Below are 15,128 nucleotides of genomic sequence, written 5' to 3' on the forward strand. Positions count from 1 at the left end.
CCCTGGCGGCGCGTGTGCGCCGCCCACCGCCGCTATTGTCGTGGACATTCATCGGCCGACCGGCCTCCCCGGCGCACTGTCCGTCGTACGGTCCTGCTGTTGTTCCCGGCCAGGGTCCAGACGGCCGTCCCTGCCCCCTTCAGGGCTCGGCAGTGGGTCGTCGTTGGGTTGTGCGGAACCGAGATCGTAGCGATGGACGCTACTACTGCCCACCATGTCGAACTCCTGGGCCAGCCCTACCCGGTGCAGCTTGGCCATCTGACCGTCGGGGATCTCCATCGGTCCGATCTTGACGCCCTTGCCTTCGTCCCAGTTGTAGCGATCCCACACGTTCGTCTGGTAGTCGACGTAGATCTTGGGGTTGCCATGGGCGTCCGGCACTGCGGTCACGACACCGGTGACGTTGGCGTTGGCCCCGCCCACGGCGTAGAACCAGTTCTCGTCGATCTCCTTGGTGAAGTAGAAGCCACGGTCCCGTTTCGCCTCGACCGGGAAGGCCACTGGCTTGCCGCCGTTATTCCGGAACTCCTCCAAGGCCTGCTTGCGCCAGTCGTCCTGATTTTTCCGGATGATGACGTCGACGTATCCCTTGAAAGCGGGAACGTCCGCCATCATCTTGTCCACGGGCAGGGCCATCGGGGACCCACTGTTGCCCAAATAATGGGCCATATGGCGAGAGGCGTCCGTCATCCCCCGCCAGTCGGCGCCCTCCGACAGAAGCTCCATCTTCTGCTTGGTGAGCCATTCCTCCACGCCGGGGGACTCCGAGTCGTACGGCCCCGAACCAACGTCCGAAGCGATCTGCGGCATGGTGGGGCTCAGTATGCCCGCGGCCATCAGGTCGTCCTTCTGTGCGAGCCACAGTCGGGCGCGCGCCTCCGGGCTCAAGGACTCCCAAAGACGGCGCAGCTCGGCCCGCTGTTTCTGATCAGCGTCATCGCCGAGCGCGGCCAGTTCCTTGGCACGCGGCAGCTGTTCCTCGTCGAGGGAACTGTAGCGAGCATGCCCCGGATTGTGCGGGTCGTTGCCGTGGCTCTTGCGCAGGGCCCGCACTGCGGCGGCGTCGACCTCCGCCGCGTGCTGGACGATGTCGGTGAGCGTATCCGCAAACCACTGCATCCGGTCCTTGGTGCGCTGGTGAGGGCCCTCAGCTGTGCACACCGCTTCGCTGACGCGGACTGTGCCATTCGGTCCGTCGAACACCAGGAGCCCAGGATCCGGCGGAACGTGGGATGGGTCGCCTTTGCGTGCGTCTTCTGTAAGGGATTGAGCCTTCTTCTGATACCGCGTTAGCTCCGCGTGAGCGTCGGTGAGGATGTTGGCGATGCTCTCCGCCTCCGTCAGGAGGTCCGTGAACTCCTTGGCCGTCTTTCGCACGAAGCCCTTGGTCACACCGGCATTGACACCCTTCCAGCGGGCTTCCTCGGATTTCTTCGTCAGACCGTCGCGTACATCGACCATGAGCTTGGCCAGCTCGCCGGCCATCGTTCTCCAGTCGGAAGCCGCCGTGCCCAGCTTGGTGAGATCCAGAGTCATGAGATCTGAGTACGAGAGTCTCATGACGCTCCTACTTGAAGTAGTCGTTCAGCACCGAGACCGGCAGCGGCCCCGAGCGTCCCCGGATCTCCGCCGCGATCTTGGCGTCTTCCTGCGTGTACAGCTTCTTGCTGAAGTCCAAGTGGTTGGAAATGTGGGCGCAAGCCTGCAATACATGCTTCACCTGCGAAGTCCAGATTTCGACGGTCGACTCCAGTTCGGCGCCGAGTCCGAGGCCGTGGCTCTTGAGCGAGGTGGCAGCTTGCATGGTGGATCCGGCGCCGCTCGTGTCTGTACCCGCACCGGCGACATCTGCCCTCTTCTTCAGCTCACCGTGCAGGATGAACGCCTCGTGACCAACAGCGCCCAAGTCATCCTGGTGGACCACCAAGTCCCGCTCGCCGGTACCACCAGGTTCTGACTGATTCAGCTGCGTCCGAATCCCCGGCTCCCCTTGAGCCGCGGACTTGGCCCTCTCCCATTCGTCCCAAGCCATTGGTCCCCCGTCCTGCCCTGCGGTCCCGGGCCGGTTTCGGCGACGGACAACACGCCGTCGTAGCGGCAACCTATCAACTACCTGCATATCACCCCTAGTTGGCGCTTCCGGCCCGCTTTCCTCTGACCGCCCCCTGCGTCCCGTCACCCGGGCTCATCCCCAACCGGGCGGTTCCAGGGTCACTCGGGGCAGGATGCGGGCCAGCGGGGCCGGGAGCCACCAGGCGTGGTGGGACAGGAGGTGCATCGTCGCCGGGACGACCAGGCAGCGGATCAGTGCCGCGTCCAGGAGGATCGCCGTCGCCAGGCCCAGGCCGAACTGCTGGAGCATGCGGCTGGGGCTCAGGACGAACGCGGCGAAGACGACGATCATGATGGCGGCGGCGGCCGTGATGACCCGGCCGGTGGCGGCCAGGCCCTCGCGGACGGCGTGGGCCGGGTCGCGGGTGCGTTCCCACTCCTCGTGGATGCGGGCGATCAGGAACACCTCGTAGTCCATCGACAGGCCGAAGACGATCGCGAAGATCATCACCGGGATGAACGCCTCCACCGGGCCGGGCTGGACGCCGAACCAGCCGTGCTGGAAGACCAGCGTGATCACGCCGAGGGCCGCGGAGATGGACAGGAGGTTGAGGACGGCCGCCTTCAGGGGGATCCACAGCGAGCGGAAGACCACCAGGAGCAGCAGCGCGGACAGGCCCACGACGATCGTGACGAACAGGGGGATGCGGTCCGCGACGGAGTCGGCGAAGTCCTGGGCCGCCGCCGTGGGGCCGCCGATCAGGTACGTGGCCCCGGTGCTGTCGGACAGCGCGGGCAGGACGTCGTCGCGGAGGGTGTGGACCAGGTCGGCGGTCGGTTCCGCCTGGGGCGCGGTCGTGGGGTAGGCGATCACCGTCGAGACCGCGCCGTCGCCCGAGGGGAAGGGCGGGGTCGCCGCCGCGATGCCGGGGCTCTCGGTGAGCGTCGCGCGCAGTGCCGTCGCCGCCTCGGCGTCGCCCTGGGACACGACCACCAGGGGTCCGTTGAAGCCGGGGCCGAAGCCCTCGGCGAGCAGGTCGTAGGCCTGCCGGCTGGTGGACGCCGCCGGGTCGTTGCCCGCGTCGGCGAAGCCCAGGCGCATGCCCAGTGCCGGGGCCGACAGGGCCAGCAGGGCGACGGCCGCCGCCAGCAGGGCGGGCAGCGGGCGGCGCTGCACCGCCGTGGCCAGCCGGCGCCAGCGCCGGCCCTCCGCCGCGCCCTTGGCCTCGGCCTTCGCGGCGCGCGCCAGGACGTGCCGCCGGACCCTGCCGCCCAGCAGGGCCAGCAGGGCGGGGAGCAGCGTCAGGGACGCGGCCATCGTCACCAGGACGGTCAGGGCGACGGCGAGGGCCACGCCCTGGAGGGAGCCCAGGCCCAGGGCGACGAGGCCGAGCAGGGCGATGATGACCGTGCAGCCGGCGAAGAAGACGGTGCGGCCGGCGGCGTCCAGCGCGGTACGGGTGGCCGTGGCCGAGCCGGCGCCGCGCAGGAGTTCGTGGCGGTAGCGGTAGAAGATCAGCAGCGCGTAGTCGACGCCCACGCCCAGGCCGACCAGCATCATGATCGGCGGGGTGAAGTCGGCGACCGTGAAGACGTGTGAGGCCAGCGTGATCAGGCCGATCGCACCGCCGACCGCGAACAGCGCCGTGACCAGCGGCAGCGCCGCGGCCACCAGGGAACCGAAGAGGAGTACGAGGATGACCAGCGCCGCCAGCATCCCGGCGCCCTCGGCCGCGCCGCCGCCCTCCTCCTCGGCGCCGCGCACCGCCTCGCCGCCCAGTTCCACGGCCAGGCCGTCGCCCTCGGCGTCCCGCGCCGTGTCGATGATCCGGGTGACGTCCTCCCGGGGAACCTGCTCCGCCTTGCCCTCCAGGACGACGGTCGCGTAGCCGATCGTGCCGTCCTCGGAGATCGCGGCGGCGTCGGTGAAGGGGCTGCGGACCTCGGCCACGGAGGGCAGGTCACGCACCCGGTCGAGGGTGCCCTCGACCGCCGCCCGGTCGCCGGTCAGCCCGGCGTCGTCGTGGAAGACGATCTGGACGCTGTCCCCCGCCTGGCTCGCGCCGTGCCGTTCGAGCAGGTCGGCGGCGGCCTGGGAATCGGTGCCGGGGAGGCTGAAGTCGTTGCGGTAGGCGCTGCCGGCGCCCTGCGCGCCGACGGTGATGACCGCGACCACCGCGATCCAGAGCAGCACGGCCGCCCAGCGGTGGCGCTGGGACCAGGAGGCCAGGCGGCCGAAGACGCCGGGCCGTGGTGCGGCGACGGTGGCGGTGCCCGCCGGGTTGACGCTGTGTGTGTCCATGCCCGCAGCGTCCGGCGCCGGCACGGTGCCGTGCGTCGGCCCCCGGTGGGCAACCGGCGTACCCCGTGGGTTGCGGGCGCGGTCCCGTCGTACGTCGCCGGGTGTCAGGGTTCCGGTCGGGGTCGGTCGGGGTTCCGCCGGGGCCCCGGGCGGGGCCGTCCCGTCGTACGCCCGGCTACTCCCGCAGCCAGCCCGGGCTGACCATTCCGGACTCGTAGGCCAGCACCACCAGTTGGGCCCGGTCGCGGACGGCCAGCTTGGTCATGATGCGGCTGACGTGGGTCTTGGCGGTGGCGGGGCTCAGCACCAGGCGGGCGGCGATCTCGTCGTTGGTCAGGCCCGCCGCGACCAGGCACATGACCTCACGCTCGCGCTCGGTGAGGCCGTTCAGGCGCGGGCCGGGTTCGGGCGGGCGGACCCGGCCGGCGAACTCGGCGATGAGGCGGCGGGTGACGGAGGGGCTGATCAGGGCGTCGCCGCGGGCCGCGACCCGGACGGCGTGCACGAGTTCCTCGGGCTCGGTGTCCTTGACGAGGAAGCCGGTGGCGCCGGCCCGCAGGGCGCCGTACACGTAGTCGTCCAGGTCGAAGGTGGTCAGGATGACCACACGTACGTCCGTCAGGCGCGGGTCGGCGGCGATGTCGCGGGCGGCCTGGAGGCCGTCGACGCCGGGCATGCGGATGTCCAGCAGGACGACGTCGGGGTGGTGGGCGCGGCACGCGGCCAGCGCCTGGACTCCGTCGCCCGCCTCGGCGACGACCTCGATGTCGTCCTCGTCCTCCAGGATCGAGCGGAAGCCGGCGCGCACCAGCCGCTGGTCGTCCGCCAGCAGGACTCGGATCGGTTCCGGATCGGTCATGGCCGTGGCCAACGGGGGCTCCGTTCGGGGGCTCGAGTGAAGGGCGGGAGCGGTGGGGTTTGCGGGAGGGGCGGAGGCTGCGGGAGGGGTGGAGGCTGCGGAAGGTCGGGGCACGGGAGGGTCGCGCGGACCGTGAAGCCGCCGTCCGGGGCCGGGCCGGTGGTCAGGTCGCCGCCCAGGGCGCGGGCCCGCTCGCGCATCCCGCTGATGCCGCTGCCCGCCGGGGGACCGGTGAGTCCGGGAAGACCGGCGGGTCCGCGGCCGTTGTCGGTGACCTCGACGGTCACGTGCCCCGGCCCGTGCTCGGTGCGCACGGTGACCTCCGTGGCGTGCGCGTGCCGGGCGACGTTGGTCAGCGACTCCTGCACGATGCGGTACGCGGCGAGGTCCACCTCGGCGGGCAGCGGCCGGCGGCCGCCGTCGCCGAGCACGCGCACGTCGAGGCCCGCGAGCCGGGCCCCCTGCACCAGCTCGCCCAGCCGGCCGAGTCCGGCGGCGGGCGCGGTGGGCGCCGCCTCACCGGCCTGGCGCAGCACGCCCAGCGTCGCCCGCAGTTCCCGCAGTGCCTCCTTGCTGGAGTCCTTGATCGCGCCGAGCGCGTCCTCGGCCCGCCCCGCTCCGCCCGCCGGGTCCTTGCGCAGCCGGCGCAGCGCCGCCGCGGACTGGACGTTGATCAGCGAGAGGTGGTGGCCGACCACGTCGTGCAGCTCGCGGGCGATGCGCAGCCGCTCCTCGCTGACCGCGCGCTGCTCCGTCTCCCGGGCCAGGACCAGCCGGTTGTGCCGCACCCAGCCGAGCGCGACCACGCCGACCAGCCAGCCCGTCATCATGAACAGGGCGACGCCGTTGACGTCCTCGTTGCCGAGCAGCGTCCCGGTGCCCGTGAGCAGCAGGCCCAGCGCCGCCAGGACGATCGCCGCCCGCAGCAGCCCCTGGGCGGCGACGACGTAGAGGGCCACGACGAAAGCGACCATGAGCGGGCCGTCGTAGGAACTGACCAGGTAGTAGGCGATGGTGGCGGCCAGGACGAAGGTCGCGGCCGGCACCGGGTGGCGGCGGCAGGCGTACAGGGCGGCGCAGGCGGCGACGAGCAGGGACCAGGCGAGGGCGGTGGTCTCCCAGGACTCCTCCCGCGACCCGAGCAGGGACCACAGGCTGCCGACGGCGACCAGTGCCAGTACGCCCCCGGCCAGGGCGGCGTCCGCCGCACGGCCGCGCGGCAGCCGCACCCGGGGGACCGCGTGGGAAACCATGCCGCCAGCGTAGGCAGACGGGGCCCGCCGTGCCGTCCTCCGTACGGCGGACGGCACGCGCGGTGGGCCGCGACCCGGGGGCGCCCGGCCCGCGCGCTCACCGCATCCCGGGGACGGCTGGTCCGCGCGCTCACCGCAACCCGGGGGCGCGGCGTCGGTGCGGGTGCCGCAACTCCGGGTGCAGGCGGGGGCCCGGTGCCGCAACCGGTGGAGTAGGGCAGGTGTCGGCCGTCGGCCGACGCCCCGGGGTGGGCCGGGCTCGGACGCTGTCGTCATGAGCACCGATCCCGGAACCGTTCCCTTCTCCGTCCGCCTGCGCCGGGTGAACCGGCCGATGGTGGGCCTGCTGGTCGCCGTCGCCCTGGTCCGCCCGCTGTTCTCGGTCACGGGCCTGACCGACGCCCTCGGCAGGCCGCTGACGCCGCTGCTGCTGACCCTGGTCATCTCGCTGACCTGGATCCTCGCGGTCGGCCTGAGCCGGGTGCGGGAGCCGGTGCTCACGCCGGTCGTCGCCGGGGTCGGTTACGCGCTGGCCGCCCTGGTCCTCAGCGGTGTGCTGTCGCCGGTCCTCACGGGGGAGCTGCAAGGGCCGCTGGCGCAGCCTCAGGCCCTGCTCCCGATGTTCCTGGTGAACGGGGTGTGGGGCGCGGTCTGCGGTGTGTGCGCCCTCGGTGTGCGCCGGCTGCGGGGGGTGGCCGGGTGAGCGAGGGCCGGTGCGGCGGGTCCGGGGCCGGGTCCGGGGCCGGGGCCGTCCTGAAGGTTCACGGGCGGATGCGCACCCGTCGCGTCTCGCTCACCTGGTCCACCTCCGAGACCCGGATCGTCGCCTTCATCCGCCAGTCCCCGGGGATCGGCAGGGTGACGGCGTTCGCGCTCCAGTAACCGCCCCGGTCCACGAGTCCGGCGTCGATGGGTCCGATGTCCTTGTCGGGGAGGGTGAAGGAGAGGCGCAGTTCCGGGACGGCGGTCAGGCCGCCCCCCGCGGTGAAGACGACGGCCTGCACCGCGTTGTCCCCGGTACGGCCTGGGTCGAGGGTGACCTGGACCCGGCCCCGGCCACCGGGGGCGCCCACGTCGAAGGGGATCGTGGTGACGGACGCGGGCGGCAGCGCGCCCGCCGGTGCCGCCCGCGCCGCCTCGGTCTCGGCGCGGCCCGGCACGGTGCTGGTGAGCAGGCTCGTGACGAGGAGCACGACGGCGGCGGCGACGGCCTCCACCAGCACGGTGCGGCGCAGGGCCCGGCGGGGGTCGTGCGGGGTGGAGGGCGCGGCGGTGGCGGTTCGGCCGCCGCCGGGCACCTCCGGCTCAGCCACCGGGTCCGGCTCCGGCTCCGGCCCCGGGTCCGGCTGCGGTTCTCGTCCCGGTTCCGGCTGCGGTTCTCGTCCCGGGGCCCGCTGCGGCTCGGGCCCCGGTTCCGGCTGCGGCTCCGGGACGGGCTCCGGCGGCAGCGGTGGTCCCCCGGCCGGTTCCGGGACGCGTACCCGTGCGACGGCGACCGGCTTGGCGCCCGCCGCCGACACCACGCGCGCCGTCCAGCGCCGGGAGAGGGCCGCGGCGGCGAGCAGCACGGCCACCACGGCGAGCTTGGCGAGCAGCAGCCGGCCGTACGACGTGCCGGTGAGCGCCGCCCAGGAGCCGAGGCCGCGCCAGGACTGGTAGACGCCGGTGACCACCAGGACGGTCACGGAGGCGAAGGCGATGCGGGAGAAGCGGGCCACCACGGCGGCCGGCAGCGGTGCGGCGGGGGTGGACCGGCGCAGGGTGAGGAGCAGGGCCCCGAGTCCGCCGAGCCAGGTCGCCGTCGCCAGCAGGTGCAGCACCGCCGACGCCATGGCCACCGGTACCTGGATCCCGGCGGCGGCGTGCTCGGCGGCGGCCCACGTCAGCGCCAGCGCGACGGCGAGAACCCCGCCGGCGGCAAGGGCCCCGGCGCCGGTCTCCGCCGCCCCGGCCCCGACCTCCGCTCCCGCCCCGGCGCCGACCCTCACCTCACCGCCCGCCCCGGCCCACCGCCCACCCCGCGCCAGGAGCACCGCGCACAGCACCAGCAGCCCCGCCCTCGCCGCCAGCAGCGCTCCCGGCCGGGAGGCCAGCGTGTCGCCGAGCGCCCCGGCGTCGAGGGCCGCCGCCGGGCCGGAGCCCGCCTCGTACGGTGCGCGCAGCACCAGCAGGGCCACGGTGGCCGCCAGCAGAATCCACCAGGCGGCTGTCAACGGCCGGCGCAGCACGGCGGGGTCGGGCGGACGGCACAGCAGGGCGAACGCCACCGCGCCGACGAGCAGGGCGACGGCGAGATAGGCGAGGTGGCGTGCGCCGGTGTACAGGCCCTTGGTCAGCGGGTCGTCGGCGGGTGCCGCCGCAGCCGCGGAGCCGGCCGTGGCCGAGGGCTCGCCGACGGAGAAGGTGAACGCGCCGGAGACCGGGTGGCTGTCGGCCGACACCACCCGCCAGGCCACCGTGTAGGTGCCCTCCCCGAGCCCGTCCGGCAGGGCGACGCGGGCGGTGTCGGGGCGTCCGTCGGCGTGGCCCGCCTCCCCGAGGCGCAGCCGGTGGCCGTCGGGGTCGAGGACGCGGAAGGAGTCGTCGCGCAGGCCGACGGACTCGGTGAACGTGAGGGTGAGGTGACGCGGGGCCCCGTCCACGACGGCGCCGTCCTCGGGGTCGGAGGACGTGAGGGCGGCGTGCGCGGACGCCGGGCCGGCACCGCCGAGGACGAGCAGCAGCAGCGCCGCCCCCAGCAGCGCCAGCCGCCGTATCGCCGTAACCGCCGTACGCCCTCGATCCGCCCCGCCGCGCGCGACCGCCGTACGCCCTAGGCCCGCCTCGCCGCGCGCAACCGCACACCCCACGTCGCATCTCCGTCGTCGGACGTCACCGCTCCCGGAGGGATACGGACCCGGAGGGCGTCCTGCTCACCGCGGATCACGGCCACCGCGGATCACCACCGCCACCGACGACGCCCGCCACGACCACCACCCCCGCTCCCCAGAGCGTGCCGGACGGTGCCGGACGGCCGCCAGTCACCACGACAGCCGCCACTCACCACGACGGCCGCGCCGTCACCCCGCCGTCGACGACCAGGTCGTGGCCCGTCACCCAGGACGCCAGCCGGGAGGCGAGGAACACGCACGCGTCGCCGATGTCCTCCGGGCGGCCCAGGCGGCCGGTGGGCGCCGCCTCCCGCCAGCGCCGCACCCCGTCCGGCCACGCCTCGGCCAGGCCCTCCCGGTCGATCAGCCCGGGCGAGACGGTGTTGACCCGCACGCCCCACGGGCCGTATTCCAGGGCCGCCGCCCGGGCGTGCATCACGACCGCCGCCTTCGAGGCGCTGTAGTGCGCGTGGCCGGGGGCGGGCGCGCCCGCCTCGATCGAGGCGATGTGGGTGATCGAGCCACCGCCCGAGGGGCGCATCACCTCCGCCGCCGCCTGCGTGCAGGCGAAGACGCTGGTCAGGTTGGTGTCCACCACCGCACGCCACTCGGTGGCCGTCATCCCCGGCAGCGTGCGCACCGGCTGCACGCCCGCGTTGTTGACGAGTGCGGTCAGCCGGTCCCCTCCCCACTCGGCGGCCTCGGCCACCAGCCGTCGGCAGGCGTCCTCGTCGGTGAGGTCGGCGCGCAGCACCACCGCCCGGCCGCCCCGCTCCCGCACCCGCTCGGCCAGGTCCCGTGCCGCGTCGGCCGCGGTACGGCAGTGCAGGGCGACGGCCGCGCCCTCCTCGGCCAGTCGCAGCGCGACGCCCCGGCCGATGCCGCCGCCCGCGCCGGTGACCAGCGCGACCTGGCCTGCCAGCAGTCCCGTGCCGCCGGGGGCGCTCATGGGCGGCACAGCTCCACGATCCGCGCGGCCTGGGACGGGTAGCGCGCCGTCAGGGCGGCCGGGTCGCCGTGCTCGTAGTCCGCGTAGGTGAAGCCGGGCGCCATCGTGCAGCCGAACAGCGTCCAGGAGCCGCCCGGTGCGACCCGTCCGCCCATCCAGGTGCCCGCCGGCACGGTGAGCTGGACGTGCTGCCCGCCCAGGACGTCCGGGCCGAGCACGGCCGTGCGGGCACTGCCGTCGGGGGCGAGCAGCAGCAGGTCGAGCGGGTCGCCGAGGTAGTGGTGCCAGATCTCGTCGGTGGGCAGCCGGTGCAGGGCGGAGAAGTCGCCCGGGCGGGAGGTCAGCAGGGCGACGATCGCCGTGCCGGCCGGGCGTCCGTCGGGGCCCTCGGGGCCGGCCCAGGTGCGCCGGAACAGCCCGCCTTCGCGGGGGATCGGCTCCAGGCCGTAGTGGGCGACGAGATCCTCTGGATTCACCGGGCTCCTCCGGGGGTCCACCGGGCTCACCCGCCGCAGGCTACCCGCCGACGGCTCCCGCCCGGAGGAGCAACCTCAGCCGGAAACCCCGCCGGCCCGGACGGCGCCCCCTCCCCGCTCACTCCGAAAGGACGCGGCCCAGGCGGCGCCCATCCCGGCTGGACCTCCCCGCTCACCCCGAAAGCACGTCCTCCCGCCGCAGAAAGGCGAGCTGGGCCTTCTTCTCCGGCAGGTACACGTCGGGCAGGTCCACCTCCGGCAGCACCACCGTCGGTCCGGCGGTGAAGCCCTGCTTGAGGAAGCGGGCGATCGCCTTGCCGTTGCGCACGTCCGGGTCGACCACGATCCGGGTCCGGCCCAGTCCGAGCAGCAGGTACGCCATGAGGGACCCCGCCAGCGCGGAGGTCCAGCCGGGCCGGGCGCCGTCCTTCCCGGCGGGGGCCAGCAGCAGGTGGACGCCGATGTCGCCGGGCTCGACGTCGTAGCACTCGCCCACCCGGTCGGCGGCCGGCTCGTACGTCTGGAACAGGGCGACGGGCTCCTCGTCCATCACCACCAGGAAGGCGTGGTGGGTGTCGAGGGTGGCCATGTGGGCGTACATCTCCGCCACCTGATCCCGCGTCAGGCCGTTCATGCCCCAGAAGACGGCCCGCTCCTGGCTGACCCAGCGGTGGAGCACCTCCGCGTCGGCGGCGGCGTCGAGGGGCAGGACGCGGACGGTGCCGAACCCGTCCAGGGCCTGTTCGTGGACGGCGGTCCGGGCGGCGTACGCGTCGGTCTTCGGATCAGACATCGGCTTCCTTCGTCAGCTGGTCGAAGTCGGTGACCACCGGGACGAGCCGGCCGGTGAGCCACAGGGGTTGCTGGTCGCGGTGGTGCGGTGAGCCGGGGACGCCCGAGGCGCCGAACGGCACGACCCACAGACTGCCGTCGCGGTCGGCCAGGTCCCAGACGTACCGGGCGGCCGGGCCGCGCGCGGCGAGGTCGGTGACGCCGGGCACGGCGGAGGTGCACAGCACGCAGTCGTGGTCGCCGGACAGCCCGGGTTCCGCGGCGGACGCGTCGGGCAGCGCCCGCCAGGGGGCGAGGCGGTGCCGGTCGCCCCAGGTGCCGGCCGGCGGCTCGGCGGCCACCTCCTCCAGCGCCGCGCGGACCACGGCGGTGCGGTCGATGCCGTACAGCTCCGGGGCGCGCAGCAGGTGCTCCAGCGCGAAGGCGATGCGCGGCACCAGCGCCAGCCACGGCAGGAACACCTCCGGGTACGCGGGCGGCACGGCCAGCGCGGCGAACGCGGGCTCGGCCGCGAGGCGGCGTACGACCGCGTCGCGCACCGCCGCGTACGCCGCCGCGTCCGTGCTGCCGGCGTCCATCCGGCGGTCCCAGGCGAGGAGCCGCGATCGCAGGCCCGCGGCGCGCGGCGGCAGGCCGTCCAGGGCCGCCAGCCGGTCGAGCAGGGGGCCGGCCGAGGCCAGGTGGGTGTCGGTGTGGATGGCCGGCATGTCGGCGGCCGACCAGCGTTCCTTCCCGGCGAGCAGGGCGGTGATGCGCTCGGCGCGGTGCGGCGGCGCGAACTCGACGCCGAGCGGGGCGGCCGGCCCGCGCTGGTTGGCCATGACGGCGATGCCGTCGGTGAGTCCGGCGCGCGGCGGCCGGTGCCAGCCCCGCCATGCGTGGCCGGGCTCCCAGGCGGGCACCAGGCCGGTGCCGTTGGCGGCGGCGCGCACCGGCACCCGGCCGGCGACCCGGTGCAGCAGCCCGCCCTCGGTGTCGGCCGCCTGCACGACGTTGACCGGCTCGGCCCAGGCGTCCAGGGCGCGGTCGACGTCGGCGACACGGCGGGCCCGCAGCAGCGGCAGCAGGGCGCCGAAGCCGAGGTCGCCGGTGACGCGGGGCGGGTAGCGCAGGCTGAGGGCGGCCGGGGTGCCGTCGTCGAGTCCCTCGGGGCCGCCGGCGATCACCGGACCGCGGTCGGTCTCGACGACCTCGACCTCGACGGCCTGCTCGCCGGCCACCCGTACGGTCTCGGTGTGCCGGGCGGCGCGCCGCCACACCCCGTCCGGGCCGAGCGCCTCCACGCCCGCCCCGGTGCGCCGCAGCCGCTCGCGGTAGAGGTCCTGGTAGTCGGCCATGGCGTTGGTGATGGCCCAGGCGACCGTGCCGGTGTGGCCGAAGTGGGCGATGCCGGGGACGCCGGGCACGGCGAGGCCGACGACGTCGAACTCCGGGCAGGACAGGTGGATCTGCTGGTAGACGCCGGGGTCCTCGATGAAGCGGTGCGGGTCGCCGGCGATGACGGCGTGCCCGGTCACGGTCCGCTCGCCGCTCACCAGCCAGCCGTTGCTGCCGGCGGTGCCGGGGCCGTCGGTGGCGAAGAGGGCGACGGCGTCCGGGCCGAGGTGCTCGGCGACCTGCTCGCGCCAGAGCTTGGCCGGGAAGCCCGTGAACAGCACGTGGGTGGCGAGCCAGACGCCGAGCGGGGTCCAGGGCTCCCAGCGGCCGGGGGCGAGGCCGGTGCGCCCGAACTCGGGGGACGCGGCCTCGCCCAGGCCCTCGTTCACGCCGTCCACGTAGGCCCGCACCCAGTCGGCCGTCTCGCGGTCCCGTTCCTCGAGCGCGCTGAAGCAGCGGCGGGCGGTGTCGGCGAGGCGGGCCCGGCGGGCGAACCGGTCCCAGGGCAGGGCCGACGGGCCGAGGAAGGACGCGGAGGTGCCCTGGGCGCGGTGCCGCTCCACCTCCAGCTGCCAGGCCCGGTCGCGGGCGGTGACCCGGCCCTGGACGCGGGCGAGTTCCCGGACGTCGTCCGCGCGCAGGTGCGGGATTCCCCAGGCGTCGCGGTATATCTCGGCGCTCACCCCTGTGCCCCTACTTTCCTTTAGGTTAGGCTCGCCTAAGTCGAAGGCGTGGCCGAATAGTACGTGAAAGGTGAAGAAACGATGGGGCAGGGGCGGGGTTGGGAGGGCGCGGTCCTCAAGCTGATGCGTGCCAAGGACTTCGAGTTCACGGTGACCGGCGCCGAGGACGTCACGCCGGAGTTCCGGCGCGTGCATCTCACCGACGGCGGCATGCTGGCCGCCACCGGCGTCCACCCCACCATGTGGGTCCGCCTGTGGTTCCACAACGCCGGCAAGCCCCACCAGCGGGCGTTCACGCTGGTCGACCCGGACCCGGCGGCCGGCACCCTCAGCCTGGAGTTCGCCCTGCACGAGGGGTGCGCCAGCGACTGGGCCCGGACGGCGAAGCCCGGCGACACCATCGAGGCGACCGTCCAGGGCACCGGCTTCGAGCAGCCCGAACCCGCGCCTTCGCATGTCTTCGCCGTCGCCGACCCGGCGTCCCTGCCCGCCCTCAACTCCCTGCTCGACGCGCTGGACCGGGCCCCGGCGACGGTGTGGTTCGAGGGCGAGGAGACCGACGGGCTGCCGTTCCGCACCGACCCGGCCCGGCACGAGGTGCGCACGGTCGCGCGCCGGGACGCGGGCGCGCACCTGGTCGCGCAGGTGAAGGAGGCGCTGCCCGGCCTGCTCCGGTCGACCCCGGAGCCGTATGTCTGGATCGCCTGCGACACGGCCACCACCCGGGCCCTGGCGGCGTACGTCCGCAAGGAGCTGGGCCTGCCCAAGCAGCGGGTGAACGCGCTGGGGTACTGGCGCGCGACCTGAGCGGGTCCGCGCGATCATCGGGGCATGGACGTCACTCTGCACCTCGCCCAGGACCCCGAGGCCGACGAGCTGCTCGGCCGCAGTCCGCTCGCCGCGCTGGTCGGCATGCTGCTGGACCAGCAGATCCCGATGGAGTGGGCGTTCAAGGGCCCCTCGACCATCGCCCGCCGGATGGGCGCCGAGGACCTCGACGCGCACGACATCGCCGGGTACGACCCCGAGGAGTTCGCGGCGCTGCTGTCCGCCAAACCGGCGGTGCACCGCTACCCGGGCTCGATGGCGGGCCGCATCCAGCAGCTCTGCCAGTACCTGGTCGAGCACTACGACGGTGACGCCGAGGCCGTCTGGCGCGGCGTCACCACCGGCCGGGAACTGCTCGGGCGGCTCCAGGAACTGCCCGGCTTCGGCAAGCAGAAGGCGCAGATCTTCCTGGCCCTGCTCGGCAAGCAGCTCGGCGTCCGCCCGGACGGCTGGCGCGAGGCCGCGGGCGACTACGGCGCCCCCAAGTCCTTCCGCTCGGTCGCCGACATCACCGGCCCCGAGTCCCTGGCGAAGGTCCGCGCCCACAAACAGGAGATGAAGGCGGCGGCCAAGGCGGCCAAGGCATCCCGCCAGTCCCCACCCACGGGAGCGTGACTCCCGACGCCCACAACCGCGCCCCAAAGGGGCGCGGTTGAACTGCGCGACCAGCCACGCCCGACCCGCAGC

General features: G+C 74.2%; 13 protein-coding genes. 3 read left to right on the plus strand and 10 right to left on the minus strand.

Annotated features, from left to right (window positions below):
* Positions 1–48: 48 nt before the first annotated feature.
* From ACZ45Q_RS22250 to ACZ45Q_RS22270, 5 genes are all read right to left on the minus strand, one after another.
* Entirely contained in the window at positions 49–1,536 is a 1,488-nt protein-coding gene (locus tag ACZ45Q_RS22250; protein ID WP_468264051.1) for a hypothetical protein, read from the minus strand.
* 31 nt (positions 1,537–1,567) lie between these two features.
* A complete protein-coding gene (locus ACZ45Q_RS22255) occupies positions 1,568–2,032 on the minus strand; it encodes a hypothetical protein (RefSeq protein WP_468264054.1) in 465 nt (154 codons plus the stop codon).
* Between the two features lie 153 nt (positions 2,033–2,185).
* Positions 2,186–4,354, minus strand: coding sequence for an MMPL family transporter (locus tag ACZ45Q_RS22260; RefSeq protein WP_468264057.1), 2,169 nt, complete (start codon positions 4,352–4,354; stop codon positions 2,186–2,188).
* Positions 4,355–4,529: 175 nt separating this feature from the next.
* The gene (locus tag ACZ45Q_RS22265; protein ID WP_468264060.1) at positions 4,530–5,213 is read right to left on the minus strand and encodes a response regulator; all 684 of its coding nucleotides are present in this window, start codon (positions 5,211–5,213) and stop codon (positions 4,530–4,532) included.
* Positions 5,210–6,466 carry a sensor histidine kinase gene (locus ACZ45Q_RS22270; RefSeq protein ID WP_468264062.1) on the minus strand — a complete coding sequence of 419 codons (1,257 nt, stop codon included), beginning with the start codon at positions 6,464–6,466 and terminating at the stop codon, positions 5,210–5,212. Before ACZ45Q_RS22270 ends, ACZ45Q_RS22265 begins: the two co-directional genes overlap by 4 nt.
* A gap of 274 nt (positions 6,467–6,740) precedes the next feature.
* On the opposite strand from ACZ45Q_RS22270, the gene ACZ45Q_RS22275 reads away from it, so the two are divergent.
* Positions 6,741–7,169, plus strand: a complete 429-nt coding sequence (locus tag ACZ45Q_RS22275; RefSeq protein WP_468264065.1) for a hypothetical protein — start codon at positions 6,741–6,743, stop codon at positions 7,167–7,169.
* A 58-nt stretch (positions 7,170–7,227) separates the two neighbouring features.
* Here the strand turns inward: ACZ45Q_RS22275 and ACZ45Q_RS22280 are convergent, their stop codons facing one another.
* The 5 genes from ACZ45Q_RS22280 to ACZ45Q_RS22300 form a co-directional block, all read right to left on the minus strand.
* On the minus strand, positions 7,228–9,207 hold the full coding sequence (locus ACZ45Q_RS22280; RefSeq protein WP_468264418.1) for a copper resistance CopC family protein: 1,980 nt from the start codon (positions 9,205–9,207) through the stop codon (positions 7,228–7,230).
* A gap of 298 nt (positions 9,208–9,505) precedes the next feature.
* Positions 9,506–10,285: an SDR family NAD(P)-dependent oxidoreductase gene (locus tag ACZ45Q_RS22285; protein WP_468264067.1), complete on the minus strand. Its 780-nt coding sequence runs from the start codon at positions 10,283–10,285 to the stop codon at positions 9,506–9,508.
* Complete coding sequence (locus ACZ45Q_RS22290; protein ID WP_468264070.1) at positions 10,282–10,761, minus strand: cupin domain-containing protein; 480 nt, start codon at positions 10,759–10,761, stop codon at positions 10,282–10,284. Before ACZ45Q_RS22290 ends, ACZ45Q_RS22285 begins: the two co-directional genes overlap by 4 nt.
* Before the next feature lie 172 nt (positions 10,762–10,933).
* Positions 10,934–11,554, minus strand: coding sequence for a GNAT family N-acetyltransferase (locus ACZ45Q_RS22295; protein WP_468264073.1), 621 nt, complete (start codon positions 11,552–11,554; stop codon positions 10,934–10,936).
* Positions 11,547–13,613, minus strand: a complete 2,067-nt coding sequence (locus ACZ45Q_RS22300; protein ID WP_468264077.1) for a penicillin acylase family protein — start codon at positions 13,611–13,613, stop codon at positions 11,547–11,549. Before ACZ45Q_RS22300 ends, ACZ45Q_RS22295 begins: the two co-directional genes overlap by 8 nt.
* An 81-nt stretch (positions 13,614–13,694) precedes the next feature.
* On the opposite strand from ACZ45Q_RS22300, the gene ACZ45Q_RS22305 reads away from it, so the two are divergent.
* Entirely contained in the window at positions 13,695–14,420 is a 726-nt protein-coding gene (locus tag ACZ45Q_RS22305; RefSeq protein WP_468264080.1) for a siderophore-interacting protein, read from the plus strand.
* Between the two features lie 24 nt (positions 14,421–14,444).
* The gene (locus ACZ45Q_RS22310; protein ID WP_468264083.1) at positions 14,445–15,056 is read left to right on the plus strand and encodes an HhH-GPD-type base excision DNA repair protein; all 612 of its coding nucleotides are present in this window, start codon (positions 14,445–14,447) and stop codon (positions 15,054–15,056) included.
* Positions 15,057–15,128 lie beyond the last annotated feature (72 nt).

Source organism: Streptomyces sp. NPDC031049, from assembly GCF_055571015.1.

Excerpts from the sequence above, each read along its gene's own strand:
- ACZ45Q_RS22275 (WP_468264065.1), top strand. The coding sequence starts at position 6,741 with ATGAGCACCGATCCCGGAACCGTTCCCTTCTCCGTCCGCCTGCGCCGG.
- ACZ45Q_RS22270 (WP_468264062.1), bottom strand. The coding sequence starts at position 6,466 with ATGGTTTCCCACGCGGTCCCCCGGGTGCGGCTGCCGCGCGGCCGTGCG.
- ACZ45Q_RS22255 (WP_468264054.1), bottom strand. The coding sequence starts at position 2,032 with ATGGCTTGGGACGAATGGGAGAGGGCCAAGTCCGCGGCTCAAGGGGAG.
- ACZ45Q_RS22260 (WP_468264057.1), bottom strand. The coding sequence starts at position 4,354 with ATGGACACACACAGCGTCAACCCGGCGGGCACCGCCACCGTCGCCGCA.
- ACZ45Q_RS22265 (WP_468264060.1), bottom strand. The coding sequence starts at position 5,213 with ATGACCGATCCGGAACCGATCCGAGTCCTGCTGGCGGACGACCAGCGG.
- ACZ45Q_RS22305 (WP_468264080.1), top strand. The coding sequence starts at position 13,695 with ATGGGGCAGGGGCGGGGTTGGGAGGGCGCGGTCCTCAAGCTGATGCGT.
- ACZ45Q_RS22310 (WP_468264083.1), top strand. The coding sequence starts at position 14,445 with ATGGACGTCACTCTGCACCTCGCCCAGGACCCCGAGGCCGACGAGCTG.
- ACZ45Q_RS22295 (WP_468264073.1), bottom strand. The coding sequence starts at position 11,554 with ATGTCTGATCCGAAGACCGACGCGTACGCCGCCCGGACCGCCGTCCAC.
- ACZ45Q_RS22250 (WP_468264051.1), bottom strand. The coding sequence starts at position 1,536 with ATGACTCTGGATCTCACCAAGCTGGGCACGGCGGCTTCCGACTGGAGA.
- ACZ45Q_RS22285 (WP_468264067.1), bottom strand. The coding sequence starts at position 10,285 with ATGAGCGCCCCCGGCGGCACGGGACTGCTGGCAGGCCAGGTCGCGCTG.